Here is a 25,940-nt window from a genome sequence, read left to right as displayed (position 1 = left end):
CGTTTGCACACGACAAGCCGCTTGGATTCAGGCGGCGTACAACTGCGCACGCTCACGGCAAAGGGCGGGTGTCCTAGGCGAGGTTGGACCGGCGTGGGTAGGCGATGCTCGGGTCGGTGAGCACGTTGACGACGGCGGGCAGGCCACTGGCGAAGGCGCGCTCCAGCGCGGGCCGCAGCTCGGTGGGCGCGGACACCAGCTCACCGTGGCCACCCAGGGCGCGCACCACCTCGTCGTAGCGTGTGCCCGGACGCAACTCCGCGACCACCGAGTAGCCGTAAATCGCCTCCATCGGGTGCTTTTCGAGCGCCCAGATCCCGTTGTTGCCGATCACCGACACCACCGGCACGTTGTGCCGGACCAGCGTGTCCCACTCCATGCCGCTGAAGCCGAACGCGCCGTCGCCCTGCAGCAGCACGACCTGTCGGCCCGGGTGGGCCAGCTTGGCGGCCAGCGCGTAGCCGGGGCCGGAGCCCAGGCAGCCGAAGGGGCCGCTGTCCAGCCAGCAGCCCGGCAGATAGCTGTCGATGACGCGGCCGGCATACGACCCGAAGTCGCCGGCGTCGATCACCACGATGGCGTCGCGGTCCAGCAGCGGCGCCAGCTCGGCGTAGACCCGCATCGGGTGCAGTGGGACCCGCTCGTCGCCGAGCTCGGCGGCCTCGGAGCCGCGGGCCGCGGCCTCGGCCGCGCGCAGCTCGCCGATCCAACCGCGATGCTCCCCCGGCCCGGCCAGCGCCGACAGGATCGACGTCAGGTCGCCGTACAGACCGGCCGCGACGGGCCGCGGGTGTTCGCGGGACGGCTCGACGCGATCGGCGACGGCCAGCTGGGTCTGCGGCCCGAAGACCTTGCCGAACCCCAGCCGGAAGTCCATCGGCACCCCGACCACCAGCGCCACGTCGGCCTCGCCCAGCGCCTTCGCCCGGACCCGCGAGAACGCCAGCGGGTGGTCGGCGGGCACCGCGCCGCGGGCCATTCCGTTCATCAGCACCGGGATCTGCCGCTCCTCGGCAAGGCGCAGCAGCGCCGCCTCGGCGTGTCCCCACCAGACGTTGGTGCCCGCCATGATCACCGGCCGCTGCGCCCCGGCGAGCAGGCCCGCCGCGCGGTCCCGGGCCGTGGCGTCGGGTGCGCCGCCCGGCGGGACGTCGCCGAGCGCGCCGGGGCGGCCCGGGTCCTCGGACACGGAAAACACGTGGTCCATTGGGAAGTCGACGAATCCCACGCCGGACGGGGCGCGCACCGCCGCGCGCAGGGCGTCGTCGACGAGCCGGCCGGCGTCCTCGGCCGACTGGGCGGTGGCCGCGAAGCGGGCCAGCGGCGCGACGAACGGCACGTGGTCGATCTCCTGCAGCGAGCCCATGCCCCAGCGTTGCGCGGGCGCCCGGCCGCCGAGCACCACCAGCGGCGACTGGTTCTGCTGCGCGGCCGCCATCGCGCTCATCCCGTTGGTGACTCCGGGCCCGGCGGTCAGCGCGGCCACACCCGGCACCCGGGTCACCTTCGACCAGCCCTCGGCGGCGAAGGTGGCCGTCTGCTCGTGGCGGGTGTCGATCAGCCGGATGCCCTCGTCGCGGCAGCCGTCGTAGATGGAGAACAGGTGGCCGCCGGACAGCGTGAAGACGGTGTCGATTCCGCTGGCCTTGAGCCGGCGCGCGATGAGCCGGCCGGCGTGCACGGTCTGGCTGGACGGAGCCTCGATGCTCATCCAGGCAGCCTATCCATACTCTCTCGGGTAATTTCGCGGGGAAGTGTCCGCCTAGAAGGAGGCGTTGAAGTTGGGCCCCAAGCCGTTCAAGGAATCCATCAATTGGTCCGCCGCGCTCCCCGACTCCTTGCGGTGGCTGGGCGAAGCCTGGGCGATCAGTGCCGTGTGCCTGCTCGTCGTGCTGGTCCTGATCCGCTATCTCACGGTCTGGGGCCGCCAGTATTGGCGGATCACCCGGGGCTACTTCGTCGGTCCGCACGCGGTCCGGGTCTGGCTGCTGCTGGGCGTGCTGCTGCTGTTGGTACTTCTCACCGTGCGCCTGTCCGTCCTGTTGAGCTACCAGAGCAACGACCTGTACTCATCGCTGCAGACGGCCTTCGAGGGCATTGCGGCGGGCGACGACAAGGCGAAAAACTCTGGCATTCACGGCTTTTGGATGTCGCTGCTGCATTTCAGCATCCTGGCAACCATATTCATCGCCCGTATCTTGATCGACATCTACCTGACGCAGCGGTTCATCATCGCCTGGCGTGTCTGGCTGACCCGGAACCTCACCGACGACTGGCTCGATGGCAGGGCCTACTACCGGGACCTGTTCATCGACGACACCATCGACAACCCGGACCAGCGTATTCAGCAGGACGTCGACATCTTCACCGCCGGCGTGGGTCCGACCCCCAACATCCCGTCCAACGAGACGCAGAACACCTTGCTGTTCGGGGCCGTCCGCGCGGTGGCGTCGGTGATTTCGTTCGCGGCGATCCTGTGGAACCTCTCCGGCGACCTGAACATCTTCGGCTTTTCGCTGCCGCGGGCGATGTTCTGGGTCGTCGTGGTCTACGTGTCGATCGCGACTGTGGTCGCCTTCTGGCTGGGGCGCCCGCTGATTTGGCTCAGCTTCAACAACGAGAAGCTCAACGCCGCGTTCCGTTACGCGCTGGTGCGGCTGCGCGACGCCGCCGAGGCGGTGGGCTTCTATCGCGGCGAGCGGGTGGAGCGGGGGCAGCTGTGGCGGCGCTTCATGCCGATCATCGGCAACTACCGCAGGTTCGTCCGGCGGACCATCATCTTCAACGGCTGGAACTGGTCGATGTCACAGGCAATTGTCCCGTTGCCGTGGGTGATTCAGGCGCCGCGACTGTTCGCGGGCCAGATCGCCTTCGGCGACGTCGGCCAGACGGCCACCGCGTTCGGCGAAATTCACGACTCGCTGTCGTTCTTCCGCAACAACTACGACGCGTTCGCGGCGTTCCGGGCGGCGATCATCCGGTTGCACGGTCTGGTCGACGCCAACGCGCAGGGCCGGGCGCTGCCGACGGTGCTGGTCAAGCCGAGTCGAGAGACGGCCGTCGAACTCGCCGGCATCGAGGTGCGGACACCGGCCGGTGACCAATTGATCGATTCCCTCGACGTGCAACTGGACAGCGGTGACGCGCTGGTGATCACCGGGCGTTCCGGCGCCGGCAAGACGACGCTGCTGCGCAGCCTGGCCGAGCTGTGGCCGTACGCATCCGGGACGCTGTGCCGTCCGGAGGGCGAGAACGCGACGATGTTCCTGTCGCAGTTGCCGTATGTGCCGCTGGGCACGTTGCGCACGGTGGTGTGCTACCCGAACGAGCCGGACGACGTCTCCGACGAGCAACTGCGCGACGTGCTGACCAAGGTCGCGCTGGCCCCCTTCTATGCCCGGCTCGACGAGGAGCAGGACTGGGCCAAGGTGCTCTCCCCGGGCGAGCAGCAGCGCGTCGCCTTCGCGCGCATCCTGCTCACCAAGCCGAAGGCGGTGTTCCTGGACGAGGCCACCTCCGCGCTCGACGAGGGGCTCGAGTTCGCGCTCTACCAGTTGCTGCGGACCGAGCTGCCCGATTGCGTCGTGGTCAGCGTCAGCCATCGGCGCACCGTGGAGCAGCACCACGAACAGGAGCTGCAGCTGCTCGGCGACGGCCAGTGGCGCCTCGAGCCGGTGGAAAAGGAGCCCGCCCGCGTCTGACGGTGTTCAGCGGTTTTGCGCCGCGTGCGCCCCGGCGCGGCGACCGAAGAACGAGCCCTCACCCAGCTGCGTGCCGCTCGCGTAGCCCTTGCCGTCCTGGGCGATGTTGGACGCGCACGCCCCGACCGCGTACAACCCCGGCACCACGGTGCCGTCCTCGCGCAGCACCTGCCCGTCCACCGACACGGCCAGCCCGCCGACCGTGAACCCGGCGTACATGGCCTTGCCCAGCGACATGTCGAACGCGCCCCAGGGTCCTTTGTCTTGCGGCGCAAGGAATTCCGGCTGCTTGTGGAAGTCGGGGTCCTCGCCGCGCGCGGCATAGGTGTTGTAGCGGTCCAGCGTGGCGACCAGGTTGCCCTCCGGGATCCCCAGGGCTGCTTCCATTTCCGGAACGGTCTCCCAGCCGTCGATCAGCGGGACCAGCGGCATCTTGGGGTGCTCCAGATGCGCCTCGTCGACGATCAGGAACGCCGCGCTGTCGGGCTGGTCCATGATGAAACCCGAAGTCCGCGAATGGTAGGAGTCCTCGGCGACGAACCGCTGCCCCAGCTTGTTCACGATGATCCCGGTCAGCAGGATCGACGGCGGGTACGGCGGCGCCGTGATGAAGATCTGATCCATGTGCTGGGTCGCGCCGCCGGCCGACACGCCCAATCGGATGCCCAGGCCGTCGTCGTAGGTGTTGCCGAGCACGAACGGCTTCTCGGCCAGCTTCGGCGTGTACTCGGCCACCATCTCCGGGTTCATCACGAATCCGCCGGCGGCGATGATGACCGACTTCGCCCTGATCGCACCGGTTTCGGAGAACCGCTTCCACATCACGCCGGTCACGCGGGTGTCGGCGCCCGAACCCTCGACGATGAGCTCCGTGGCGCCGGTCTCGTACCGGACCTGCACGCCCAGGCTCGCGGCCCGCTTGAGGAGCAGGTCGATCACCATGGCGGCGCCGCCGGTGTCGCCGGGCACGGGCACCTTGTGGCCGCGGGGCGCCGGCACCGCCTGCTCGAGAAACGGCCACACCTTCTCGTTGCCGGTGAACATCAGCCCCTCGGTGTTGGGCTGGATCACCGCCTTGCCCGGGAAGTAGCTGCGCTCGAACTGAAATCCCAAGTCCTCCAGCCAGTTGAAGTGCTCGACGCTGCCGTCGCAATACGCACGAATCTTTTCGTGGTCCGGCTCCCGCGACACCGCGACCAGATACTTGTACATCTCTTCCGGCGAGTCGGGATGGCCGGTCGCCTGCTGGACGGCGGTGCCCCCGCCGAGGTAAAAGTGGCCTCCCGCAAGCGAAGTCGTGCCACCCGCCACCGCGGCCCGTTCGAGCACCAGCACCCGCGCGCCGGCGCCTAGAGTCTCTGCGGCGCTCACCGCCGCGCAGCCGCCGCCGATGCCGAAACCGATCACCACCACGTCGACGTCATCCGACCAGGACGTGACGGTGTTCGCGTTCACGGTTGCCGGTATCTGGGTGCTCACCGCTGCTCCTGTTTGATGTAGTCGTAAAACGCCCGCATCTCGGGCGAGATGTACGCGATCTCCAGGAACGGGACGCCCGCCTGCGGGGCCGACACGTAGGCGAACTGGATGCCGCCCGGCATCACGCCCTGCTGCACCACCGCGGCGCCGTGGCCGGCGGCCTCGGTCAGGGCCGCGTCGAATCGCTCGGGGCTGTCGGCCTCGATGCAGATGTGGTGCAGGCCCGGTCCCGAGTCGCGCAGAAAGTCACTATAGATATTCCGCCCGCGCACCGGCGCGATCAGCTCCAACTGCATGTCGCCGAGGTAGCTCAGCGAGATGCCGGCGACGAAATCGGCGGGCTCGCCACGGTAGCTGCAGGTGTCCGGGGCAAAGTGCACGTCGGGTATCCGCACCCATTTCCGGACGCCTAAAAGGCCGGTGAGGGCCGTTTCGGTGACGTCCAGGTCCGGGGTAACCCATGCGATCTGCGTCGGCTCGTGAACGGGAAGGGTCATCGACTGGCAGGATAGCCCACTTTGCCGCGAGCACGCGCCCGGCGCCGGAAAAACTCGGATGAACACGTTCTAATTCGCGGGCGTCAACGCGTCAGTGCTGGCCCAGCAGGTCCACCAGCAGCCGAAGCTGGGTGTCGAAGATGGCCTCGGGATCGGTCAGGGTGTCGGCGCCGTACTGGCCGAACACCTCGAGGCTGATCGCGCCCAGCACCGCCGCCCAGAACAAGAAGCACTTGGCGATGACGGAATCGTCGCCGGGAAAGCCGAATTCGTGGCGAATCCGTTCGAAGTCCGACGACATCGGTTGCGGCGCAACGGTATCGGTCAACCTGATGTCTCCGGTGGCGATGCCCGCGGCGATGGCGTCGAAGATGGCCCCCACCACGCGGGTGCCCACCCCGACGGTCCGCTCCGGGGGCGCGTGATATCCGGGCACCGGGCTGCCGTAGAGCAGGGCCCACTGGGCGGGATGCGCCACGGCCCAGCGCCGGGCCGCCCGCGCGATCGCCATGACGTCGTGGCTCCACAGCTCGTCGGCGCTGTCGCGGGCCCGGTCCACCGCGTCGGCCAGGTCGGAATAGGCGTCGACGAGCAGCAGGGTCAGCAGCTCGTCGCGGCTGGACACGTAGCGGTACACGGCCGAGGACACCATGCCCAGGTCGCGGGCGATCGCACGCAGCGACAACCCGGCCGCGCCGCAGTCCACCAGGTGTCGCCGGCCCAGCTCCACGATCCGCGCCTCGATCTGCTCCCGCGACTCCTGGCGTTTGCCCACGCGACCAGTGTGACACAAACGAGATCACCGCTCTTGCTTTTCGGCGGGCGATGTGGGAGCGTGGCTAGCACCGAGAGCACCGCTCTCACAACGCGCAACCCGAAACACCCCTCGAGAGGACCCACGATGGCCACGCGATACGAAGAACCGAACCAGGCCGCGCGGGCGGCGAACGCGGCGATCCGTTGGCTCGCGGAGCTGGGCATCAGCATCGCCGGGACCCGGGCGCTGCGCGTGCGCGGCCGCAAGAGCGGCAAACCGCGCGCAGTGGTGGTCAACCTGCTGACCGTCGACGGCGTCGACTACCTCGTCTCACCGCGCGGCAACACCCAATGGGCGCGCAACGTCCGCGCCGCGGGTGTCGTCGAGATGGGACCGCGCTGGCGCAGGCAACGGCTGCGGGCCACCGAGCTGGACGACGCGGCCAAGCCCGAGGTGCTGCGGCGCTACCTGGCCAGGTGGTACTGGCAGGTCAAGGGGTACGTCGCCGGGCTGACACCGGAGTCCAGCGACGAGCAGCTGCGGGCCGGCGCCGGCTCCATCCCGGTGTTCGCGCTCGCCGCGGCCGGTGACGCGCACTAACTGAGGCTGGTGCCCATCCCGAGGTCCTGGCGGACCTGATCGGCGGTGGACCGCCACGACACCGCCGCCGGCAGATCGCCCCAGACGCTGTTGAAGATCCCGACGATCTGCCCGGGTCCCCCGTCCGGGGCCAGGTATACGGGACCGCCCGAATCACCCGGGTGGCTCTGGACGCCGTGGGACATGGTGAACCAGCCGTTGTTGACGCTCTCCACCGTCCCGCAGGTCTCGCCGGTCGCGACGCCGAAATGGCAGACCGCCTGCCCCGGCTGCACGGTCAGACCGGGGGTCGAAACCAGCGGACGCCCGCCCGGCAGGATGTCGTTCGCCGGGACGTTGTCCAGCACGATCGCCTCGTAGTCGTTGACCACCTGGTCGGTGGCCACCGTCGCGCCGCTGGGCGTGTTGTCGCGGAAGGTGGCCAGGTGCCCGATGACGTGGCGGTCCTTGTCGGTGACGACGCCCCCGCCCCGGCAGTGCCCGGCGGTGAACGCGATCTTCGTGGCCGGGTCGACGTAGCCCAGCGTGCACAGGTGGGAATCCTGGTGGATCTCCATGCCGGGGAAGACCACAACCGGGTCGGCCCCGGCCGTCGCACCCGGCAACCCGGGTACCAGCGCCGCGACCGTAACGGACGCGGCAAACGCGCGCAGTGCCAGGCGGTGCACCATGGACTCCGTTCCGTCGAGGCCGGTAGACGCACCGGCCAGAGCTTGAGATTACGACGTCAATCTCGCCGACGTTGAGTCTTTCGCGCGACCTGGCCGTGACGTTACCGTGACGTGGCCAGCGGCACCGCGCCGCCGGTTTGGCCGGCCGCGGCCGGTTCCCAGCCCGGCGGTCCGAAGACGTAGCCCAGGCGATCGCGCAGCCGGCTCGCCGAGCGCCAGTCGCGGGCGATCGCGACGTATTCGCGGACCTGCAGGTTCCAGACGTTGAACGTGTCCACCTGCTTGGTCAGGCCGTAATGCGGGCGGAACACCTCGGGCTGGAAGCTGCCGAACAGCCGGTCCCAGACGATGAAGATGCCGCCGTAGTTCTTGTCCAGATAGATCTGGTCCATGCCGTGGTGCACCCGGTGGTGCGAGGGGGTGTTGAAGACGAACTCGAACGGCCGCGGCAGTTTGCCGATCCGCTCGGTGTGCACCCAGAACTGGTAGATCAGGTTCAGCGACCAGCTGAAGAACACCATCCAGGGCGGAAGCCCCAACAGCGGCAAGGGAATCCACATCAAGATCTCGCCGCTGTTGTTCCACTTCTGGCGCAGCGCGGTGGCGAAGTTGAAGTATTGACTGGAGTGGTGGGCTTGATGGGTGGCCCAGATCAGCCGGACCCGGTGCGCCATCCGGTGATAGGCGTAGTAGAGCAGGTCCACCCCCACCATCGCGATGACCCACGTGTACCACTTGCCCGGCGAAAGATGCCAGGGCGCGACATAGGCATAGAGCGCCGCGTAGCCGAGCAGCGCCAGCGCCTTCCAGGCGGCGCTGGTGGCTATCGACACCAGCCCCATCGAGATGCTCGCCATCGAGTCGCGGGTGAGGTAGGCGCCCGACGCCGGACGCTGCTGCTCGGCGCCGGCGGCCTCGATGCGTTCCAGCTTGCGGGCCGCCGTCCACTCCAGGGTCAGCAGCAGCAGAAAGAACGGGATCGCGAACAGCACCGGATCCCGCAGCTGCGAGGGCAGCGCGAGCCAGAACCCGGTCACGGCATGCACACGGATAGATTACGTCCATCGGCGCGATGTCCATCGGCCGATCCGTGCACGCCGGCCGGCCGGGATTGACGAGGTGGTGGAGCGCTTGACCGCCGTCGTCGTCATAGGCTCCGGGTTCGCCGGGCTGTGGGCGGCGCTCGGCGCGGCCCGGCGACTCGACGAGCTCGCCGTTCCCGCGGGCACCGTCGACATCACCGTGTTGAGCGCCAAGCCATTTCACGACATCCGGGTCCGCAACTACGAGGCCGATCTGAGGGCCTGCCGCATCCCGCTCGCCGACCTGCTCGACCCGGCCGGGGTCGCGCACATCGCGACCGAGGTGACCGCGATCGACGCCGCCGCCCGCACCGTCGCCACGTCCGACGGCGTGACGCACGGCTACGACCGCCTGGTGCTGGCGTCGGGCAGTCAGGTGGTCAAACCCGCCGTACCGGGCCTGCGCGAGTTCGGCTTCGACGTCGACACCCACGACGGCGCCCTCGCCCTGCAGCACCACCTGCTTGGCCTCGCCCACGCGCCGACGGCGGCGGCGGCCACCGTCGTCGTGGTGGGCGCCGGGCTGACCGGGATCGAGACGGCCTGCGAGCTGCCGACGCGGCTGCGCGCGCTGTTTCCCGGGGGTTCGGTCGCGCCCCGGGTGATCCTCGTCGACCACCACGCGGTCGGCTCCGACATGGGCCCCTCGGCGCTGCCGGTGATCGAACGGGCCCTGTCGGACAACGGCATCGAGACCAGGACCGGGGTGCGGGTCACCGCCGTCGACGGGGATGGCGTGTCGTTGTCGACGGATGAGCGGCTCGCGGCGGCCACGGTGGTGTGGTGCGCCGGCATGCGCGCCAGCCCGCTGACCGAGCAGCTGCCGGTGGCGCGGGACCGGCTGGACCGGGTGCCCGTCGACGACTTTCTGCGGGTGATCGGGGTGCCGTCGGTGTTCGCCGCGGGCGATGTCGCGGCGGCCCGGATGGACGACGAGCACACGTCCGTGATGTCGTGTCAGCACGGCCGGCCGATGGGACGCTACGCCGGCTACAACGTGATCGGCGACCTGTTGGGCGCGCCGATGCTGGCCCTTCGGATTCCTTGGTACGTAACGGTTCTCGACCTCGGACCGGCCGGCGCGGTCTACACCGAGGGGTGGGATCGGGTGGTGGTCTCCGATGGCGCGCGGGCCAAGGCCACCAAGCGGACCATCAACACCCGGCGGATCTACCCGCCGCTGACCCGCAACCGCGCCGACCTGCTGGCCGCGGCCGCACCGCAACTGCAGGACCGCCCGTAACTACTCCGCCGATTGCTGGGCCGCGTCGCCGGCGTACCACTGCACCGCGCGCACCCCGGGTTGCAGGGACAGCTCGGCCACCAGCCGCTCGAGCCTGGCCGGCGTGTGGCCGTCCATGAGCAGGTGCGCGCTCAGGGTGATCTCGTCGTCGGTGGCGTGCCCGGTGTGGATGCCCCGCAGCGTGATGTCGTTGCTGCTGGTGTGTTGCACGATCTGGGCGCGCGCGTACTTCTCGGACTTGCGCCGGCAGACCACCTGCACGAGATAGGGCTGCAGGCTTTCGTCCTCCTCGACGGCGTTGTCGTGGTCGATGAGCCGGCCGAGTGGGCGCCCGAACAGATGGATGGCGACGACGGTGCCGGTGCCGATCAGCGTGAAGGCCAGATGCCCGGAGGCGGCCAGGACGCCCACCGCCGCGGAGCACCACAGCGTCGCCGCGGTGTTGAGGCCGCGGACGTTGAATCCCTCGCGCAGGATCACCCCGCCGCCGAGAAACCCGATGCCCGACACCACATACGACGCGACCCTGGTGGGGCTGCTGTCCTCGGTGGCGACCGAGTAGAGCACGAACAGCGTCGCGCCGCCGGCGACCAGCGCGTTGGTGCGCAGGCCGGCCAGGCGCGCCCGCCATTGCCGCTCCAGGCCGATCAGCGCGCCGCACCCGACCCCGATCCCCAGCCGGAGCGCGAAATCGGCGACGCTCAGCGTCTGCATCACACACCACATATAGCCACACCCGGGCACATCCAGGTGAACGGCGAGTGGACCCCGGTCAAACCGGTCGAACCGGCGCGGATCGGGTTCGGCCGTCAGGCCTTGGACAGTTGGTGGGGGCAGTAGTACTTCGCCGAGATCATGGCGAAATTGGACGCCATCTCCATGTCCATTCCCGGGTTGCGCGTCTTCACGTCGTGCACCAGCTCCAGGCCCGACTCGCCGTTGTTCAGGCACGAGCACACCGCCCGGCCGGCCCCGACGGCCGCGCCCGGGTTGGCGAAGCTGAAGCCGGCCTGATGCAGCGCGTCGAGAAACCCGGCGTCGTCGCCGTCGGGAACCGGAGGTGGACCGGCATGGGCCGGGGCGGCGATGCCGATCATCGCGGAAACGCCGAGTATCGCCAGTAAGGCTCTCATCACTCACCAACTTCCAATTGTGTTGTGCGTTAACCGAATTGCGCTTCCGGGGGCACGACCTTGGCCTTGCCCTTGGACAGATGCACCGCGTGGATGCCGGGTTTCTTCGAGAGCTGCTCGAGCAGCGCGTCGAGGCCTTCTTGGCCGACGGTGTGGTGCTGCACGCTTTCGGGTTTCTCCGATATCTGTGCGACCAGGCGTTTGAGGTGCTCGGGCGAGTGTTTGTCCTTCAGGTCTTTGATCGGGGTGAGACGGCCGCGGACGCCGGCTCGCATCACGGTGGGGCCCCCGGCGCCCAGGGCGCTGCCGAGCATGCCGGCCACCGACATCGAGCTGAGCAGGCCCTCGCCCAGCGCGGCCGCGGGCACCGCGTCCGGCCCGGCGGCCGACAGGGCGGCGGCGACCGTCCTGATCGCCGGGGTGGCGGTGGCCCAGGTCGGCGGAACCGACAGCTTCCCCACCAGCGTGCCGGCGTTTCCCATGCCCGCCGAGACGGCGCCGTACAGCGTGCCCCGGCCGAAGCCCAACGCTCCCAGCCCGGCGCCCAGCGCGTCCTTCGGCAGCGCGCCATACGACACGGGCGGGGCGAACTTGAGCCACTGCGACAGGGGGAAGTTGATCAGCAGCCCGACGTCGTTGAACTGCGTGGTGAGGCCCAGCGGAACCTTCACCGCGTTGTACATGCTGGTGTAGAAGGTCGCCCCGCCCGGGACGGTGTTCAGCAGATTGGTCCAGAACTTGTTGTAGTCCGAGGCCATCTGCGCGAGCCCCGCCAACGGCCCGGTGTAGCCGCTGGGCGTGGTGGCCGCGCCGGTCGCCAGGTTCGACACGACGTTGCCGGCCGAGGTGCCGGAGGCGCGGCTCACCGCGGCCGCTTGCGTCGCCGTGCCCGCGGGGTTGGTGGTCTGTGGCGGCTCGGTGAACGGCGTCAACCCATTGGACGCGGTGGCCGAGGACGCGAAGTACGTGTCCATCGCCGCGCCGTCCTGCGCCCAGAATTCGCCGTATTGGGCCTCGTTGGCGGCGATCGCGGCGGTGTTCTGCCCGAAGATGTTGGTCGCGACCAGCTGCGCCAGCAGGGCGCGGTTTTCCGCGATCACCGGCGGCGGCACGTGTGCGGCGAATGCCGTCTGGTAGGCGGACGCCGCCGCGGTGGCCTGCATCGCGGCCTCGTGGGCCTGCGTGGCGGTGCCCTGCATCCACGCGACGTAGGGGGCGACCGCGGCCGCCATGGTGAGCGACGACGGGCCCGTCCAGGGCCCGCCGGCCAGGCCCGACACCACCGCCGAGTAGGAGGACGCGGCGGACTGCAATTCGGTGGCCAGCTCGTCCCAGGCCACCGCGGCGGCCAGCAGTGACTCCGCTCCCGGACCGGCATACATCCGGCCGGAGTTGAACTCCGGCGGAAACGCTCCGTAAAACATGGCTAAACCCCTTCCCGGGTGGCCCGCGCGTTCATCGGGTCAGTCCTCGAGCGCCGGGATGACGATGATGGTGGCCGCGGCGGGGTCGGCCCCGGCGGCGACGCCGCCCAGCGCCGTGGCCGCCGCCCCGCCGCCCGAGTGCGTCGCGCCGGCCGCCATGGCGCGACCGGCCAGGCTCGACAGCGCCATCTGGCCGAAGACGCGGCCTTCGCCGGCCAGCGCGGCGTCCGGGGCGGCCGCCACATTGGCCGGCAGCACCGACGCCAGCGTTCGGATGGCCGGGGCGGATTCGGTCCAGCCCTGCGGCACCGACATGCTTCCGACCAGGGCCGCTTTGCCCATCGATCCGGACGCCTGGCCCGCGCCGACGGCGGAGCTCAGGCCGGCCCTGACGGTGCCGCCGCTGGTCAGTGGCGCCAGCGCCCCGGAAATGGCCTTCGGCCCCGACAGGTAGGCCGCGGCGCCCTGACCGTTCTGGCCCCAGGCGTATGCCTGCCCGAACGACAGGAACGGGCCACCGGGGATGGTGCTCCACGACTGCGGGGAGTACGGCCCGGTGAACACCGACCAGAACTCGTTCCAGTCGGTGATCACGGGCGGCACCGTGAGCCCCGTGCCCGTCCCCGTCGACGCCGCGTTGCCCGCGGCGTTGGTCGCGCTGGGCGTCGCGGTGACCAGTTGCGACAGCGTCGACGCCGTGTTCGAGCCGGGCGCGGTGCCGGACTGGGCGACGGCGGCGGCCTGCGTCGCGCCGGCCGACTCGTTGGTGGTGCGCGGCGGCTCGGTGAACGGGCTCAGCCGCGATGCCGCCGCCGACGCGCCGGCGTAGGCATACATCGCGGCGGCATCCTGCGCCCACATCTCCATGTAGTGGGCCTCGGTCGCGGCGATCGCGGGCGTGTTCTGGCCCAGGAAGTTGGTCGCGATGAGCGTCGCGAGCAGGGTGCGGTTGGCCGCGATCAACGGCGGGGGCACGGTGGCCGCGAAGGCGGTCTCGTAGGCGCCCGCGGCGAGCTTGGCCTGCGTGGCCGCCTGCTCGGCCTGGGCGCCGGTGGCGCTCATCCACGCGACGTACGGCGCCGCGGCGGCCGCCATCGCCAGCGAGGACGGACCCGTCCACGGCGCGGCGGTCAGGCCGTCGATGGTCGACCCGTACGACGCGGCCGCAGCCTGCAGCTCGGCGGCCAGCTCGTCCCAGGCCGCGGCCGCGGCCAGCAACGGCCCCGCCCCGGCGCCGACATACATCCGGCCCGAGTTGATCTCCGGTGGCAGCGCCCCGAAATCCAACAACCTATGCCTCCCCTATTCGGCCGCGATGGTAGGCGCGATAACGCGCCCGGCCCGCGAACCCACTCCGGCTCTAATGAAATCCATCAGGTCACCGCGGAGCGCATGAGTTTTATTTGCGGTCCCTGGAGACAACAAGTCACCCACCCCCGTGTCCGAAAATTGTGTCGATGGCATCCAGCCGCGCTGCCGGCACCCCGCCGATATAGCGATCATCGTGATCGAAACATATGCACGATGCGTTCCCGGCGAGTAATCAGAATGTAAAAAAGCACTGTCACATTTCCCAATCGCGGGTGTGAGGACTTTGTTTCACGGCCGACGCGGCGCGACGACGATGACCAGCTCAGACTGGTACCTAGAGGGTTGACGGGCAGGCCAAATCCCCCCGTGGCAGGTCGGCAATTCGGTAACGCCTAATTGCAGATCGGCGCCGGCGGCGGTCGACGTCGATCAATTGTCGTTAGGTCCAATTAATTGCGGCACACCCGCTGACTTTTATGACCCCTCGCTGCATCAAAGCCGTGCAAGCGCATTGCTTTCTCGCGCACATATACCGCACATGCCCCATATATGTTCCTCAAAATATCGACCGTCATTGCCGACGGCCGTGTTATGCCCAGCTACACCGGCCGCGATTGCCGATACCGTTGGCCGGCCCGGTTGGGCGATGAATTCCGGGCCGGCCACAGATCCCGTCGTCGCTCGGCTTGATTGCTCGTCGTCATGCACACGCTCCCTTGGATTTCACCTAGGGTAAGCCCGCGTAGCTGCTGCGGCGCTGGTTAGCTGCTGACGGTTGGCTGTGAGATTCAATTGCGCCATTTGCGCTGGTACAACCGATAATTCGGGTCGTCGCACGCCGAGCATGGCCTCACCGAATGGTTGCAGAACGCTCACGCGGCCGACGCACCTATTGTGAGATGGCGGTCGCGGGGCTACTATCCCGCGGCCGGCGGGCGCGCCACGAAGCTTGGGCGGAAGCCGTATTGGGGCACGGCGCGGCCCTCGCCTTGCCCGCCCACGAACCCCGCCAGTGGCACCGGAGGCGTGCTTTCGGTGACCGGCGCGGGCTCCTCGAGCGGTGCGCCCCCCAGGGCCGAAGCCAGCGGGCTCTGCGACGGCGCGGCGGCGGTCCAACCTTGCGGCACCGACAGCGGTCCGACCAGGCCGCCCCTGCCCATCGTCGCCGCAACCGAATTTCCCAGCGCCCCAACGTTTCCCAGCGCGCCGGGGGTCACGCCCTCCGCCGCGCCGGCCACTGCCCCGGCCGCCCCCTCGGCAGTGCCCTCGGCCGCCTGCTGACTCAGGCTCATGAAGCTGGCCGCGCTGCCCAGGAACCGTGCCGGCATGAAGAAGCCGGAGGCAAAGATGGTGTTCCAGATATTGGCGTTGAGCCCGAAGTTGTCCCACAGCCAGGACGACGACTGGGATTCCGCCAGCGACCCGGCGCCCGCCAGCGGCGACGGCGAGGCCAGGGTCTGCAGGCTTCCCGGCACGGCCGACATCAATTGTGCGACAGTGCTTTGCCCGCTGCCGGCCGACGTGGCCGCGGCCTGGCCCGCCGCGGCGGACTGCGCCGGCAGCCCGGCCGCGTTGGTGGTCTGCCGCGGCGGGTCGAACGGGGTCAGCCGGCTGGCCACGGCGGAGGCGCCGGCGTAGCCGTACATGGCCGAGGCGTCCTGGGCCCACATTTCGGCGTAGTCGGCCTCGGTGGCCGCGATCGCGGGGGTGTTCTGCCCGAAGAAGTTGGTGGCGATCAGGATCATCAGCCGGGCCCGGTTTTCCGCGATCACCGGCGGAGGCACCGTGGCCGCGAACGCGGCCTCGTAGGCCGCGACGGCGGCCTCGGCCTGGGCGCCGGTCTCGTCCGCCTGCGCCGCGGTGGTGCTCATCCATGCCACGTACGGCGCGGCCGCGGCCGCCATCGAGGCCGACGCCGGGCCATACCACGCCTGGCCGGTCAGCTCCGAGAGCACCGAGCCGTAGCCGAGCGCGGTGGCCCGCAACTCCGCGGCCAGTCCGTACCAGGCCGAAGCCGCGGCCAGCAGCGGGCCCGGGCCGGGCCCGGAATACATTCGGGCCGAGTTGATCTCGGGGGGAAGCATGGCGAAGTCGGGTGATGCCGTCATCGTCAGCCTCCTCCCCTCGCTCAGTTAGACAGCCCCGATGGCCCCACCGGCCCGGGCGCTCGAAGTGCGTATCTCCCGCGGGCTATCCAGCCGCGGGCGGCCGCGCGACGAAGGTCGGTTTGAAGCCGTATTGGGGTACATTGCGGCCGAAGCCCTGGCCGGTCATGCCGGCCAGCGGCACACCGGGCATGCCGGCCGCCATGGCCGGTGGCGGGGCCACCATCGGGGTGGCCCCCAGCGCCGGGGACAGCGCGCCGGGCGCCGCCCCGGTCCAGCTCGGCGGCACCGACAGCGGCCCGACCAGGCCCGCGCTACCCAGGCCGGCCTCGACCGGGCCGGCCGCTGCGCCCAGGCCGCCCAGCGGGGCGGTCGCCGCGGCCGCGCCCTCCGCCGCCCCGGCCGCGGCGGAGGCAGCGCCCGCTGCGCCCTCGGCCGCGCCCTGCTGCCCCATGCCCATGAAGTCCGCGGCGGTGCCCAAGAAGTTGCCCGGCATGTAGAAGCCCGACGAGAAGATGGTGTTCCAGATATTGGCGTTGGGGCCGAAGTTGTCCCACAGCCACGACCCGTCGATCCCCGACAACGCGGTGCCCGCCGTCGCGGTCGTCCCCGCCCCCGGTGCGGCCATGTCTTGCAGGGTGCCCGGCACCGCCGACATCATCCTGGTCAGCGTGCTCTGCCCGGTGCCGGCCGAGGTGGCCGCGGCCTGGCCGACCGCGGCCGACTGCGCCGACACCCCGGCGGGATCGGTGCTCTGCTGCGGCGCGGCGAACGGGGTCAGCCGGCTGGCCGAGGCCGAGGAGCCCGCGTAGCCGTACATCGCCGCGGCATCCTGGGCCCACATCTCGCTGTACTGCGCCTCGTTGGCCGCGATCGCCGGCGTGTTCTGGCCCAACACGTTGGTCGTGATCAGCGACATCAGCTGGGCCCGGTTGGCAGCGATCTGCGGCGGGGGCACCGTGGCCGCAAACGCGGTGGTGTAGGCCGCCGCGGCCGCCTCGGCCTGGGCGGCGGTCTGCTCGGCCTGCACCGCGGTGGTGTTCATCCATTCCACGTACGGCGCGGCCGCGGCCGCCATCGCCGCCGATGCCGGGCCGTGCCACTCCTCGTCGGTCAGCGCCGACAGCACCGCCGAATACGACAGCGCCGTCGACCGCAATTCGGCGGCCAATCCCTTCCACGCCGAGGCGGCAACCAACATCGGGCCCGAACCCGCTCCCGAATACATCCGAGCCGAGTTGATCTCCGGGGAAAGCATCGCGAAATCCAGCGTCATCGGTCGCGCCCTTCTCTTAGGTTGGTGTCGGCGGCTTCGTCGGCCGCACAGGACGTTGCGCTCGCACCCAAAACCGAGGTGAATGTCTCGTGGGTTGCTGCGGCGTGCGCGCTGAATTGTGTTGCGGTCAAGGCGGATACCTCGGCGGCGGCCACATTCTCCGCGGCCGGCCCCGATCCAACGCCATCCAGGTGACCGGCAGCCGTCGCCAGCGCTTCGGGACGGGTAATTGCAAACGACATCGCACTGCTCCTCTGGCAAACGGACCAACGAGTGGCCGGCGTTGCTGCGTCACCCGCCGCGGCGGCAGGTCAGGACGGTCACGCCGGGAATGATAACCGTTTTCATTACGGCCCCATGTGGCGCCCACCGGGCGGCGCGGCTAGTGCCGGCGCGGTCCGTTCACGTCGACCCGCGAAACGGGGACGGGATCAGATGTCTCGGGCTTAGCCGATGCGGGCCGAGCCGATACAGGCTGAGCGGGAGGTGCCGGGGTCGGGTCGCAACGAAATGGTCATCGGTCTGGAGTACGGACTATCGTCGGGACTCACTTCGCTCTCACCTCCTCACGGCCGGGGCACACGGGGATGCCGCCACATCGCACATGGGGAGGGGCGCCCGAACCGGACCAGGCAACCACCGCACCCCTCTCGTCAGAGCTTCGGCACCACACGGCGTATCCGGCCGGATCGGACCGGAAGCCACTTGGGCTCAACCCTTAAGCCGGGAGGAGCTGTCCTGACCCTGGGCGTCTCTCGACGTTCGAGGTCAGTGGCCTATATCCGTGCAGACGCCTCACCTAGCGAGGTGCATGCAGAGCCATCGTGGCACTCGAAGCGAGGCGAGTCAACTCACCTGCCACCCAATTGCAGGAATCCACTCGCGGCCCCGCCGCGCTCGGAAAACCCATGCGGCGCCGCGGGTTTCCCCACCCGGCGTCAGCCCGACTTCTTCTCGGCCACCGCCGCGCTGAGGCCCTCGGCCAGGTCCTCGCCGGTCAGCTCCTTGAACCGCAGCAGGTCACGCTCGCTGAACTCGGTGGTGTCGCTGGCCAGCACCGCGTCGAGGTCCTCGTCGTCCAGGCGAAAACTGCGGTGGTCCCGGGCCTTTTCCACCACGTTGCGCACGAAGCCGGCGTTGCCGAGGGTATCGATCCCGCGGATCAGGTCCCCGTCTTCGGAGTAGCTCTCATCGAGGTAGAACTTGGTGTACGACGGCAGCAACACCTGGGCGGATTCGTCGGTGATGACGTCCTCGTTCTCCCGCCCCATCAGCTTGGTCAGCGCGAGCAACTCGTCGGGGGTGTAGCTGAAGAACTCGATCACGGTCGAAAAGCGCCGTCGCAGACCCTGATTCACCTCGAGCATCTTGTCCATCGCCTTGGCGTAACCCGCACCGAAGACCACCAGCTCGTCGCGATGGTTCTCCATGTACAGCAGCAGGGTGTTGATGATCGCGTTGCCGTACGGGTCGCCCTGGTGATAACCGCGCTCGAACAGGGTGTGCATCTCGTCGAAGAAGACCGCTCCGCCCAGAGCGCCCTCGAGCATCTCCTCGGTGTTCTTCTCCGCGTCGGCCATGTACCGGCCCAACAGCTTGGTGCGGCTCGTCTCCACCACGAGGGGCTTGCGCAGCACGGTCAACCCGCACAGCTGTTTGGTGAAAGCCCTTGCCACCGAAGTCTTTCCGGTACCCGGCGGCCCCAGCAACAAGGTGTGGCGCGATGTCACCGGCACCGGCAGCCCCATCTTGGCCCGGGCCAGGTTCACCTTGGTCGTCGACTTGATGAGCCTGATCTCCCGCTTGGCCTTTTCCATGCCCAGCATCGCGTTGAGCTCGGCGTCGCCTTCGGCCAGATACTTCGCGGCGGCCTCGGCGTGGCGCGCGGCCTCGGTCTGGGCGCGGGTCGGGGCGCTGTCGGGATCCCACGGGTCCGTGCGGGCCTCGATCGTTTCCGGGTCGGTCAGGATCAGCCGGTAGTCGGGATTGTCCAGCGCCTCGCGGGCCGGGGTGAATTTCGGGTCCCGCGAATACACCCGGCGCAACAGCTCGACGGCCTCGTCCTCGCGGCCGAGGTGCCGCAGGCACATACCCTGGGTGTACAGGGCCACGTTGGCCGCGCCCGGCACCCGGTCCGCCTCGATGGCTTCCTGGCCGCGCCGCACGGCCTCCTCGAACACCCCCAGCGAGGCCAGCGCCGTGGTGGCCATCGCCGCGCCGGCGGCCTTCAGCTCCGGGTTGCGCCAGACCTTGCCCTCGGGAAATTGGTTGAGCACGTCGGGCCACCGCCCGGTGCGGAAGTACAGCACCCCGCGCACGTAGGTGACCAGCTCCTCGTCGAACGGATGCCTGGGCTCGACGTTGTCGAGCAGCTTCGCGGCCTCCTCGTAGTGCTTCGCCTCGGCCAGCGCGGCAGCGTACCCGCAGGCGAGCGACTCCACGCTGGTGATCGCCAGCCGCAGGAACAGCCCGTCGGAGACCTCGGGCCGGAACTGCAGGTCGGTGACCCCGAGGCGGCGGATCTCCCAGCCGAACGTCCTGGTGGACGCCCACGCGCCGGCGAGCACGTCGATGCTTTGCTCACCCGCCAGCACCCGCGCCAGCCACGCATCGCACATGCCGGGGTCGATGGTGGACGCCATGGTGAACATCTGCGACGCCACCTGCGGATTGTGGCTGGGCTGCAGCCCGTTCACGGAGATGCCGGACGCCAGCAGCCCGGCGACCATCGCGTTGCGGGCGTCCTCGACGGTCGATTGCGGGCGAGTCATTGTGCTGCAGGCAAGGCCGCAGCGCTCTCGAGCACCTGAGCGACCGGCAGCACCAGCTCATCGCCCTCGAGCAGGTCCCGGGTGGGCACCACCAGCAAGGGCCGCGGGGTCGGGGCCGGCAGGCTCGCGCGCACGGCCGCCAGTTGGCGGCCGGTGAGCCGGTTCAGCCCGTGCGGCAGCCCCTTCGGGGTCCGCTTGTCGCTGTGATAGCGCACCCAGGCCGACACCAGCGGACGCCCGCCCTGGGTGGTGAGCCGGATGGTCACCACGGTCGCCTCGGTGTCGGGCTGCCACAGGTCTTCCACGGTCTCGGTGGTGATGTCCGACGGCGTCAACCAGAAACTGGTCGCGAACCCGTTGAAATGCTTGAGGTAGCGCCACCCCGGGCGGCTCCACGTCGGCTCGAGGTCGGCCAGCACGGCCTTGTCCACCTCGGCGAGCTCGTCGGCGTTCAACGGCCGGGCCGCGCAACCGTGCCCGTCGAGATCCTGGGCGAGCCGCTCGGTGGCCGCGACCAGCGTCGCAGCCAACGAGTCGCGGGCCGCCACCGCGGCGACGTTGCGCTGGGGATTCATCCGCAGCACCAGCCAGGTGCGGCGCAGGTACGAGGCGGGCTGTTCGCCCACCACCTCCCACTCCTCGGGCCCCCAGTCGTCGAGCTTCGACAACTCGGCGGCATTGCCGCCACGCCGCACCTTCACCGAGACGATGTCGATGCCGTCGAGGTGGACGTCGAACTGGTGCAGCCCGCCGGCGACCGCCTGCACCAGCAGCGTGGGCGCCGACGCCGCCGCGCGATGGCGGTGGCGCCCCGCCGCGTCGTCGTCGCCGCCGTCGACCGCGATCACGGTGACCAAACGGCCCGCGTACTCGCGGACCCCCACCTTGTCGTGCCCGTATTTGCGCCGGTGATCGACCGCGGGCGTGCAGCCCGCGGCCAGCGCCGTGCCCGGATCGGCGGACCAGTCCCACAGCCACGTGACCAGCCCGGACGTCAGCGTGAGGCCGTGGTGGGTGACCAGCGACAGCAGCGTGATGATCGCCGCGACGCCGACGCCCACCCAGAAGGCGATGCGGTGCTCGCCCTGCCAGGACTGCGGGCAGTGGCTGGCCACCAGCATGATCGCGACGTCGACCAGGAACACCGTGGTGACCCGCAGCCACGACAGGGACAACCCGAACCTGCGCTGAGCCTTCATCGCTATCGCCGCCCCGCCCTCACTGCTGCTTCCGTCGCTTCGTCATCGTCGCCACGCCGAAGATCGCGCCGCCGATCAATAGCGCGCCGGTCAGTCCCCCGGCGGCCACCCACACTGGCACCATATCGCGGTGCGGCGGCGGCTTGGGCACCGTCAGCGGCGCCGACAACTGCTGTGGCGGCTTGGCCGGGCCCTCGGGCACGTCCCACGTCAGGGCCGCCACCGGGTCGACCACGCCGTAGCCGATCTGGTTGTCCACGCCGCGGGCGGGCGCCCTGGCGGTGCGGGTCAACCGGTTGATCACCTGATACGCCGAAAGATGCGGGAACTTGGCGCGGACCAGCGCGGCCACCCCGGACACGATCGCCGCCGAGAAGCTGGTGCCGGCCGGCACCAGCAGCGTGTTGTCCGGGCCGTCGATGGCGTTGATCAGGCCGTCGTCGCGCGGCGAGAGCCCGACGATGTCGGATCCGGGCGCGGCGATGCCCACCCACGGTCCCGCGATGCTCGACGCGCCCTGGCCCTGACCGCCCTGGGTCAGCGGCCGGCCCTCCGGATCCACCGCGCCGACCGTCAGCACGTAGTCGCTGAACCAGGACGGGGTCACCACGGTGGTGACGGCGTTCCAGTTGCGCGGATCCTTGGGCTGCAACGGGTCGAAGATCGGGTTCTGCTTGCAGTCCTTCTTGCTGCTGTCGCCGGCCGCGGCCACGATGACGGCGTTCTTGTCCACCGCCGCGTAATGCACCGCGGCGCCCAGCGAGCGCTGGTCGATGATGTTGCGCGCGCTCATGCACGTCACATCGGAGATGTTGATGATCTGGGCGCCCATGTTGGCGGCATGCACGATGGCCCGCGCCATCGTCTCGACGTTGTCGATCTTCGCCCGGGTCTGCGGATCCTCGTCACCGGTGTAGGCGTCCTTGAGGCCGAACGCCTGGCTGGATTGGCGGATCGAGATGATGTCCACATCGGGCGCGATGCCGCTGTACGCGTCCGGCGCCTGCCCCGACGGGGCCGGGGGTGGTGGCGGTTTCGGCGGGTCGAGCGGACGCGGGTACACCGGGTTGTCGACGCCGACGACCCGCAGGCCACCCGCGTGGCTGGGTATCGTCACCGTGCCCGCGGCGCCACGACCGGCCGCCGGGGCCTGGCCGGGCCCGGGCGCCGGACCCTGACCCGGCGCCGGCGCGGGTGGTGCCGGCGGTGCCGGTGGCGCGGCCGGCGGGGGGAATCCGAATGGGCCCGGCGCGGGCGGCGGCGAAGCCTCCGACTGGGGCGGCGGCGGAACCATCGTCACCGTCTGCGGCAGCGGTGACAGGGTGACGGTCTGCGGCGGTGGCGCTTTCGGGGGCGGCTCGGTGGTCGGGATGGTGACCGGCTTACGCGGCGCCGCCGGCGGCGGCGGTGCGCCGTTCGCCGGGGCCGCGCCGATCATCGACGCCACGATCGTGCCGTGGGCGTCGCAGTCCGACAGCCCGTCGCCGCCCATGATGTAGTCGCCGCCGGGGATCAGGTGCTGGAACCGGGAGTGCGGGGTCACGCCCGTGTCGATGACGGCGACCTTCACGCCCGCGCCGCGGCCGAACTGCCACGCCTCCTGCAGGTTCAGCATGTCCATGTACTTGGGCGGGGACCGGAAATCGGTGCCCGGCAACACGCCGACCTCGGTGCAGTACGAGTTCTGCTTCATCGGCGCCGGCGGCCCGGGCGGACCGTCGGGCGGCACCGCGGCCGGATCCACCGTCGGGGGCGAGATCGCGTACGCCGGCGGCAGGCCGGCCAGCGCGCCCGAGGCCAGCAGGAGCGCAGCGACGGTCGCGCGGCAGGCACGACCACGCCACATCGTGCCGTCAGCGGTACCGGATGGCTGCATAGACATTCATCAACCACAATGCCAACGGGAAGATCGGCATCAGGCAGAGGTATTCGATCCATTCCACGAACTTGCGGAACAGCGGGCTGTAGATGGTGTTGGGCACCACCGCCGCGGCCGTCAGACCCGCCGCCGGCAGCAGGACCAGGATCCCGGTGCAGATCGACACCGACAGCGGCGAGTGCAACACCAGCGCGTACCGCAGCACCACCGCGCCGACGATCAGCACCGACGTCCCGGCCAGGGTGATCGCCTGCCAGCGGTCGACGTACGAGCGCCCCCGCAGCATCAGGAACCCCGCGCTGAAGCCGGCCAGCAGCAGCGGCAGCCAGCGCTGCTCGGTGTGCGGATCGGACAGTGCGGTCAGCGAAACCACCATCAGCACGCCCAGCCCCAGCAGCAGCCCGGTCAAAAACGACCGGGCGCGCTCGGCCTGCAGCAGCACGTCGCGCACCGAGGCGGGCCCCTCCAGGATCGGAGGACCGCCGCCCGAACGCACCACGGTGGTGGGCAGGTCGGGCCGTGCCTCGAAAACCCACCGGCTGGTGGCCGACGGGAACACCGGCAGCCGGATGCCGGCCAGCCGACGCGACATCGCCGGCGCGCTGTGGTAGGCCAGCACGCAGGCCAGCACCACGCAGGTGAACAGCGTCACCGCGCCGCTCATCGCGATCATCCGCGCCAGGGCGGCGATCGCCGTGACCCCGCTCACCGTGATGATCGCGGTGTAGATCCCGAGCCGGCGCCCGGTGAAACGAAGGGCCAGCATCGTGGCGATGGTCAGCACCCCGAAGCCCAGCACCGCATGCGGGGAACCCACTCCGCCGGGCGGCGCCGCCGCGGCGGCGACGGCCAGCGGCGCCAGGCCGCTCAGCAGCATGATGTCGCCGACGCGGCGGTCTTCTTCCGTGCGGGCCCGCAGCAGCACCAGCATGGACACGCCCAACACCAGCGCGGCGATAACCCCGGTGTAGATGGTGGTCAGCCACGAGTTGTGGTGGAAGCGCCACCAGCCCAGCAAGCCCGTCGCGGCGATCACGCCGATGGCGACCATCGAGGCGCCGACCTGAACCGCGACGACCGGGTCGATCGCGGCGAACCGCTTGCTGAGGTTTTGCGAAACGGCGGTGGAGATGTGCTCGACGACCTGCGACCGCTTCTCGGTGTCGACGACGAACCGCAGCCACAGGCGGTCGCCGTCGTAGACGTCTTGTTCGGTGAGCGATTGCGTGGCCCGCAGGGGGGTGCCGTCGACCAGGCACAGCGCCCACTTGCCGCGGCCCTTGGCCTCCAGCGGCGTCTCGCCGAGTTCGCGCAGCCGGCTGTTGACCACCTTCAGCAGCGGGTCGGTCATCACCGAGACGGGGGCATTGGCGTCGAGCAGGACGCCGATCTGGACACCCTCGCCGGCCATGATGCCGACCACGACGGCCCGAGGCTGCGAGACTCCCTCGATATCGGGCTGTGGTGCTGCAGCTACCCCAACTACCGAAGTCATCGCGACGCACCCCCTGGCGTGGTCAATGTGGAAACCCGTGCAGTTGACCGCGCGGGGGCTGTTGCCGACCCGCTCACCGGGGCGCCGCGGCGCCTGAGGATTTGCAGCCCGACGAATTCGGATTTCATCTCAGTCCCGCCCTCGCGATCAATTGTTCTGGCTTTGCTGGTGAACCGTCGTCAATGGTTCTAGAGAAGTATGCCGTGTTTGCCTGTTGCCCGCACGTTGTGGGCAAACACGTTGGTAAACACTGCGTTTCGCAACCCGGTTCACACCCTGCGGTGGGTTTTCCACTCGCCGTACGGCAGCGTGTCCAACACCGTTTTTATACCGACCTGCACCAATTGCGGGGTGGCCGGGCAGATGGCCAGCCACGCCTCCCCCGAACCCGCGGTTCGCGCCTGTTGGTAAAGGGCGATCCGGCCGCCCGAACCGTCCTTGAGCGACAGCACCGAGGCGCTCGGGCCCTTGGCGTCGTCCCGGTATTGGCGCGCGTACACCGCGGCCTCGGCCGCCGGGTCCGAAAGCGCCTGCCCCAGCGCGGCCACCGTGGAAGCGCTGATGCCCATTCGCCGCAGGTCCCCGCCGGAGAACACGTTGAAGCCGGACTCCTGCCACGATTTCGTCGCTTCCAGCATCTCCTCCAGCGGCACGTTCACCGCGTTGATCGCCGCCGGCTCCGCGTGATGGATCGACTCGAGGCCGTCCAGCACCAGCGACGCGATCGAGGCGCTGTCGGCGACGGCGACGTCGTCGACCGTGATGTCGTTGCCCACCCGGACCGCCGATACCCAGTGCTGATTACGACGGGCCAGCACCACCCGGAACTCGTTGTCGGGGATGTCGCGGGAGCCGGGCGGCTGGTTCTCGTCGTCGACGACGCCGTACAGCAGCTTGCCCCGCGACAGCAGCGCGATGACCTCCAGGTCGGGCGCGGCGAGCACCCGCATGCGCTCGGCCACCTGCTCCTGCACCTCGTTCAGCTCGTTGACGACGATGCCCTGCTCACGCATCACCGCCATGCCGGGGTGCTCGTTGAGCCAATCGTTCGAGTCGGTGGACACGTAGGGCCGGCACCGCAGTTCCGGCGCCACATGCCGGATGTCCAGCAGCGCCTGCAGCATCCAGAAGCCGTCGACGTTGACGGTGATGTCGGTGCGGGTGCTCTGTGAGTCCATCAATCCCTCAAAAGTCGACGTGCTCGGACAACCGCAGGACGCGGCAGCACACCGAGGTATGGTGTGCTGCCGCGCCTGAAGTCGGGGTTAGGCCCAGCTGGAGCCGACGGCGCTGTCGGTGCTGGCCATGTTGCTGCCA

Annotated in this window: 21 protein-coding genes and 1 riboswitch; of the genes, 3 read left to right on the top strand and 18 right to left on the bottom strand. The window is 69.7% G+C overall.

Annotation, left to right across the window (positions count from 1 at the left end):
- Positions 1-73: 73 nt before the first annotated feature.
- Entirely contained in the window at positions 74-1,711 is a 1,638-nt protein-coding gene (locus AC5Y6X_RS17115; RefSeq protein WP_499987783.1) for an acetolactate synthase, read from the bottom strand.
- A gap of 70 nt (positions 1,712-1,781) precedes the next feature.
- Between AC5Y6X_RS17115 and bacA the strand changes: the two genes are divergently transcribed.
- Positions 1,782-3,701 (top strand): vitamin B12 ABC transporter pemease/ATP-binding protein BacA, encoded by a 1,920-nt coding sequence (gene bacA, locus AC5Y6X_RS17110; RefSeq protein ID WP_499988380.1) that lies wholly within the window; start codon positions 1,782-1,784, stop codon positions 3,699-3,701.
- Between the two features lie 6 nt (positions 3,702-3,707).
- Here bacA and AC5Y6X_RS17105 read toward each other — a convergent pair whose 3' ends face one another.
- From AC5Y6X_RS17105 to AC5Y6X_RS17095, 3 genes are all read right to left on the bottom strand, one after another.
- Positions 3,708-5,180 carry an FAD-binding protein gene (locus tag AC5Y6X_RS17105; protein WP_499987781.1) on the bottom strand — a complete coding sequence of 491 codons (1,473 nt, stop codon included), beginning with the start codon at positions 5,178-5,180 and terminating at the stop codon, positions 3,708-3,710.
- Positions 5,177-5,677, bottom strand: a complete 501-nt coding sequence (locus AC5Y6X_RS17100; RefSeq protein ID WP_499987779.1) for a VOC family protein — start codon at positions 5,675-5,677, stop codon at positions 5,177-5,179. The genes AC5Y6X_RS17105 and AC5Y6X_RS17100 overlap by 4 nt, the downstream gene beginning before the upstream one ends.
- A 91-nt stretch (positions 5,678-5,768) precedes the next feature.
- Positions 5,769-6,452, bottom strand: a complete 684-nt coding sequence (locus AC5Y6X_RS17095; protein WP_499987777.1) for a TetR/AcrR family transcriptional regulator — start codon at positions 6,450-6,452, stop codon at positions 5,769-5,771.
- A 126-nt stretch (positions 6,453-6,578) separates the two neighbouring features.
- On the opposite strand from AC5Y6X_RS17095, the gene AC5Y6X_RS17090 reads away from it, so the two are divergent.
- Positions 6,579-7,034, top strand: a complete 456-nt coding sequence (locus AC5Y6X_RS17090) for a nitroreductase/quinone reductase family protein (RefSeq protein WP_499987775.1) — start codon at positions 6,579-6,581, stop codon at positions 7,032-7,034.
- Here the strand turns inward: AC5Y6X_RS17090 and AC5Y6X_RS17085 are convergent.
- Together AC5Y6X_RS17085 and AC5Y6X_RS17080 are read right to left on the bottom strand one after the other, a co-directional pair.
- Positions 7,031-7,705 (bottom strand): Rv1815 family serine proteinase, encoded by a 675-nt coding sequence (locus AC5Y6X_RS17085; protein ID WP_324676715.1) that lies wholly within the window; start codon positions 7,703-7,705, stop codon positions 7,031-7,033. The genes AC5Y6X_RS17090 and AC5Y6X_RS17085 overlap by 4 nt on opposite strands.
- A 101-nt stretch (positions 7,706-7,806) precedes the next feature.
- Positions 7,807-8,751, bottom strand: a complete 945-nt coding sequence (locus tag AC5Y6X_RS17080) for a sterol desaturase family protein (protein WP_499987773.1) — start codon at positions 8,749-8,751, stop codon at positions 7,807-7,809.
- 85 nt (positions 8,752-8,836) lie between these two features.
- Between AC5Y6X_RS17080 and AC5Y6X_RS17075 the strand changes: the two genes are divergently transcribed.
- Positions 8,837-10,030, top strand: coding sequence for an NAD(P)/FAD-dependent oxidoreductase (locus AC5Y6X_RS17075; RefSeq protein ID WP_499988379.1), 1,194 nt, complete (start codon positions 8,837-8,839; stop codon positions 10,028-10,030).
- Here AC5Y6X_RS17075 and AC5Y6X_RS17070 read toward each other — a convergent pair whose 3' ends face one another.
- The 12 genes from AC5Y6X_RS17070 to AC5Y6X_RS17015 form a co-directional block, all read right to left on the bottom strand.
- The gene (locus AC5Y6X_RS17070; protein WP_324676711.1) at positions 10,031-10,744 is read right to left on the bottom strand and encodes an MgtC/SapB family protein; all 714 of its coding nucleotides are present in this window, start codon (positions 10,742-10,744) and stop codon (positions 10,031-10,033) included.
- A gap of 95 nt (positions 10,745-10,839) precedes the next feature.
- A complete protein-coding gene (locus AC5Y6X_RS17065) occupies positions 10,840-11,166 on the bottom strand; it encodes a DUF732 domain-containing protein (protein ID WP_499987771.1) in 327 nt (108 codons plus the stop codon).
- Between the two features lie 26 nt (positions 11,167-11,192).
- Positions 11,193-12,587: a PPE family protein gene (locus AC5Y6X_RS17060; protein WP_499987769.1), complete on the bottom strand. Its 1,395-nt coding sequence runs from the start codon at positions 12,585-12,587 to the stop codon at positions 11,193-11,195.
- Positions 12,588-12,626: 39 nt separating this feature from the next.
- A complete protein-coding gene (locus tag AC5Y6X_RS17055) occupies positions 12,627-13,877 on the bottom strand; it encodes a PPE family protein (protein WP_499987767.1) in 1,251 nt (416 codons plus the stop codon).
- Positions 13,878-14,815: 938 nt separating this feature from the next.
- Entirely contained in the window at positions 14,816-16,006 is a 1,191-nt protein-coding gene (locus AC5Y6X_RS17050) for a PPE family protein (protein ID WP_499987765.1), read from the bottom strand.
- Positions 16,007-16,088: 82 nt separating this feature from the next.
- Positions 16,089-17,279, bottom strand: coding sequence for a PPE family protein (locus tag AC5Y6X_RS17045; protein WP_499987763.1), 1,191 nt, complete (start codon positions 17,277-17,279; stop codon positions 16,089-16,091).
- Entirely contained in the window at positions 17,276-17,521 is a 246-nt protein-coding gene (locus tag AC5Y6X_RS17040; RefSeq protein WP_499987761.1) for a PE family protein, read from the bottom strand. Before AC5Y6X_RS17040 ends, AC5Y6X_RS17045 begins: the two co-directional genes overlap by 4 nt.
- A 396-nt stretch (positions 17,522-17,917) precedes the next feature.
- A riboswitch (M-box (ykoK) riboswitch) is annotated at positions 17,918-18,093 on the bottom strand.
- 124 nt (positions 18,094-18,217) lie between these two features.
- Positions 18,218-20,050, bottom strand: a complete 1,833-nt coding sequence (gene eccA / locus AC5Y6X_RS17035) for a type VII secretion AAA-ATPase EccA (RefSeq protein WP_324682259.1) — start codon at positions 20,048-20,050, stop codon at positions 18,218-18,220.
- A complete protein-coding gene (gene eccE, locus AC5Y6X_RS17030) occupies positions 20,047-21,249 on the bottom strand; it encodes a type VII secretion protein EccE (protein WP_499987759.1) in 1,203 nt (400 codons plus the stop codon). Before eccE ends, eccA begins: the two co-directional genes overlap by 4 nt.
- A gap of 19 nt (positions 21,250-21,268) precedes the next feature.
- A complete protein-coding gene (locus tag AC5Y6X_RS17025; RefSeq protein WP_499987757.1) occupies positions 21,269-23,125 on the bottom strand; it encodes a S8 family serine peptidase in 1,857 nt (618 codons plus the stop codon).
- Positions 23,103-24,623 carry a type VII secretion integral membrane protein EccD gene (gene eccD / locus AC5Y6X_RS17020; protein ID WP_499987755.1) on the bottom strand — a complete coding sequence of 507 codons (1,521 nt, stop codon included), beginning with the start codon at positions 24,621-24,623 and terminating at the stop codon, positions 23,103-23,105. Before eccD ends, AC5Y6X_RS17025 begins: the two co-directional genes overlap by 23 nt.
- A gap of 269 nt (positions 24,624-24,892) precedes the next feature.
- The gene (locus AC5Y6X_RS17015; protein ID WP_324682264.1) at positions 24,893-25,801 is read right to left on the bottom strand and encodes an ESX secretion-associated protein EspG; all 909 of its coding nucleotides are present in this window, start codon (positions 25,799-25,801) and stop codon (positions 24,893-24,895) included.
- Positions 25,802-25,940 lie beyond the last annotated feature (139 nt).

It is taken from the genome of Mycobacterium sp. NGS26, assembly GCF_059813025.1.
This window is presented reverse-complemented; position numbering and strand designations above follow the sequence as displayed.

Excerpts from the sequence above, each read along its gene's own strand:
- AC5Y6X_RS17045 (WP_499987763.1), bottom strand. The coding sequence starts at position 17,279 with ATGACGCTGGATTTCGCGATGCTTTCCCCGGAGATCAACTCGGCTCGG.
- eccA (WP_324682259.1), bottom strand. The coding sequence starts at position 20,050 with ATGACTCGCCCGCAATCGACCGTCGAGGACGCCCGCAACGCGATGGTC.
- AC5Y6X_RS17090 (WP_499987775.1), top strand. The coding sequence starts at position 6,579 with ATGGCCACGCGATACGAAGAACCGAACCAGGCCGCGCGGGCGGCGAAC.
- AC5Y6X_RS17060 (WP_499987769.1), bottom strand. The coding sequence starts at position 12,587 with ATGTTTTACGGAGCGTTTCCGCCGGAGTTCAACTCCGGCCGGATGTAT.
- AC5Y6X_RS17100 (WP_499987779.1), bottom strand. The coding sequence starts at position 5,677 with ATGACCCTTCCCGTTCACGAGCCGACGCAGATCGCATGGGTTACCCCG.
- AC5Y6X_RS17025 (WP_499987757.1), bottom strand. The coding sequence starts at position 23,125 with ATGCAGCCATCCGGTACCGCTGACGGCACGATGTGGCGTGGTCGTGCC.
- eccE (WP_499987759.1), bottom strand. The coding sequence starts at position 21,249 with ATGAAGGCTCAGCGCAGGTTCGGGTTGTCCCTGTCGTGGCTGCGGGTC.
- AC5Y6X_RS17070 (WP_324676711.1), bottom strand. The coding sequence starts at position 10,744 with ATGCAGACGCTGAGCGTCGCCGATTTCGCGCTCCGGCTGGGGATCGGG.
- AC5Y6X_RS17040 (WP_499987761.1), bottom strand. The coding sequence starts at position 17,521 with ATGTCGTTTGCAATTACCCGTCCCGAAGCGCTGGCGACGGCTGCCGGT.
- AC5Y6X_RS17015 (WP_324682264.1), bottom strand. The coding sequence starts at position 25,801 with ATGGACTCACAGAGCACCCGCACCGACATCACCGTCAACGTCGACGGC.
- AC5Y6X_RS17085 (WP_324676715.1), bottom strand. The coding sequence starts at position 7,705 with ATGGTGCACCGCCTGGCACTGCGCGCGTTTGCCGCGTCCGTTACGGTC.
- eccD (WP_499987755.1), bottom strand. The coding sequence starts at position 24,623 with ATGACTTCGGTAGTTGGGGTAGCTGCAGCACCACAGCCCGATATCGAG.
- AC5Y6X_RS17050 (WP_499987765.1), bottom strand. The coding sequence starts at position 16,006 with ATGACGGCATCACCCGACTTCGCCATGCTTCCCCCCGAGATCAACTCG.
- AC5Y6X_RS17115 (WP_499987783.1), bottom strand. The coding sequence starts at position 1,711 with ATGAGCATCGAGGCTCCGTCCAGCCAGACCGTGCACGCCGGCCGGCTC.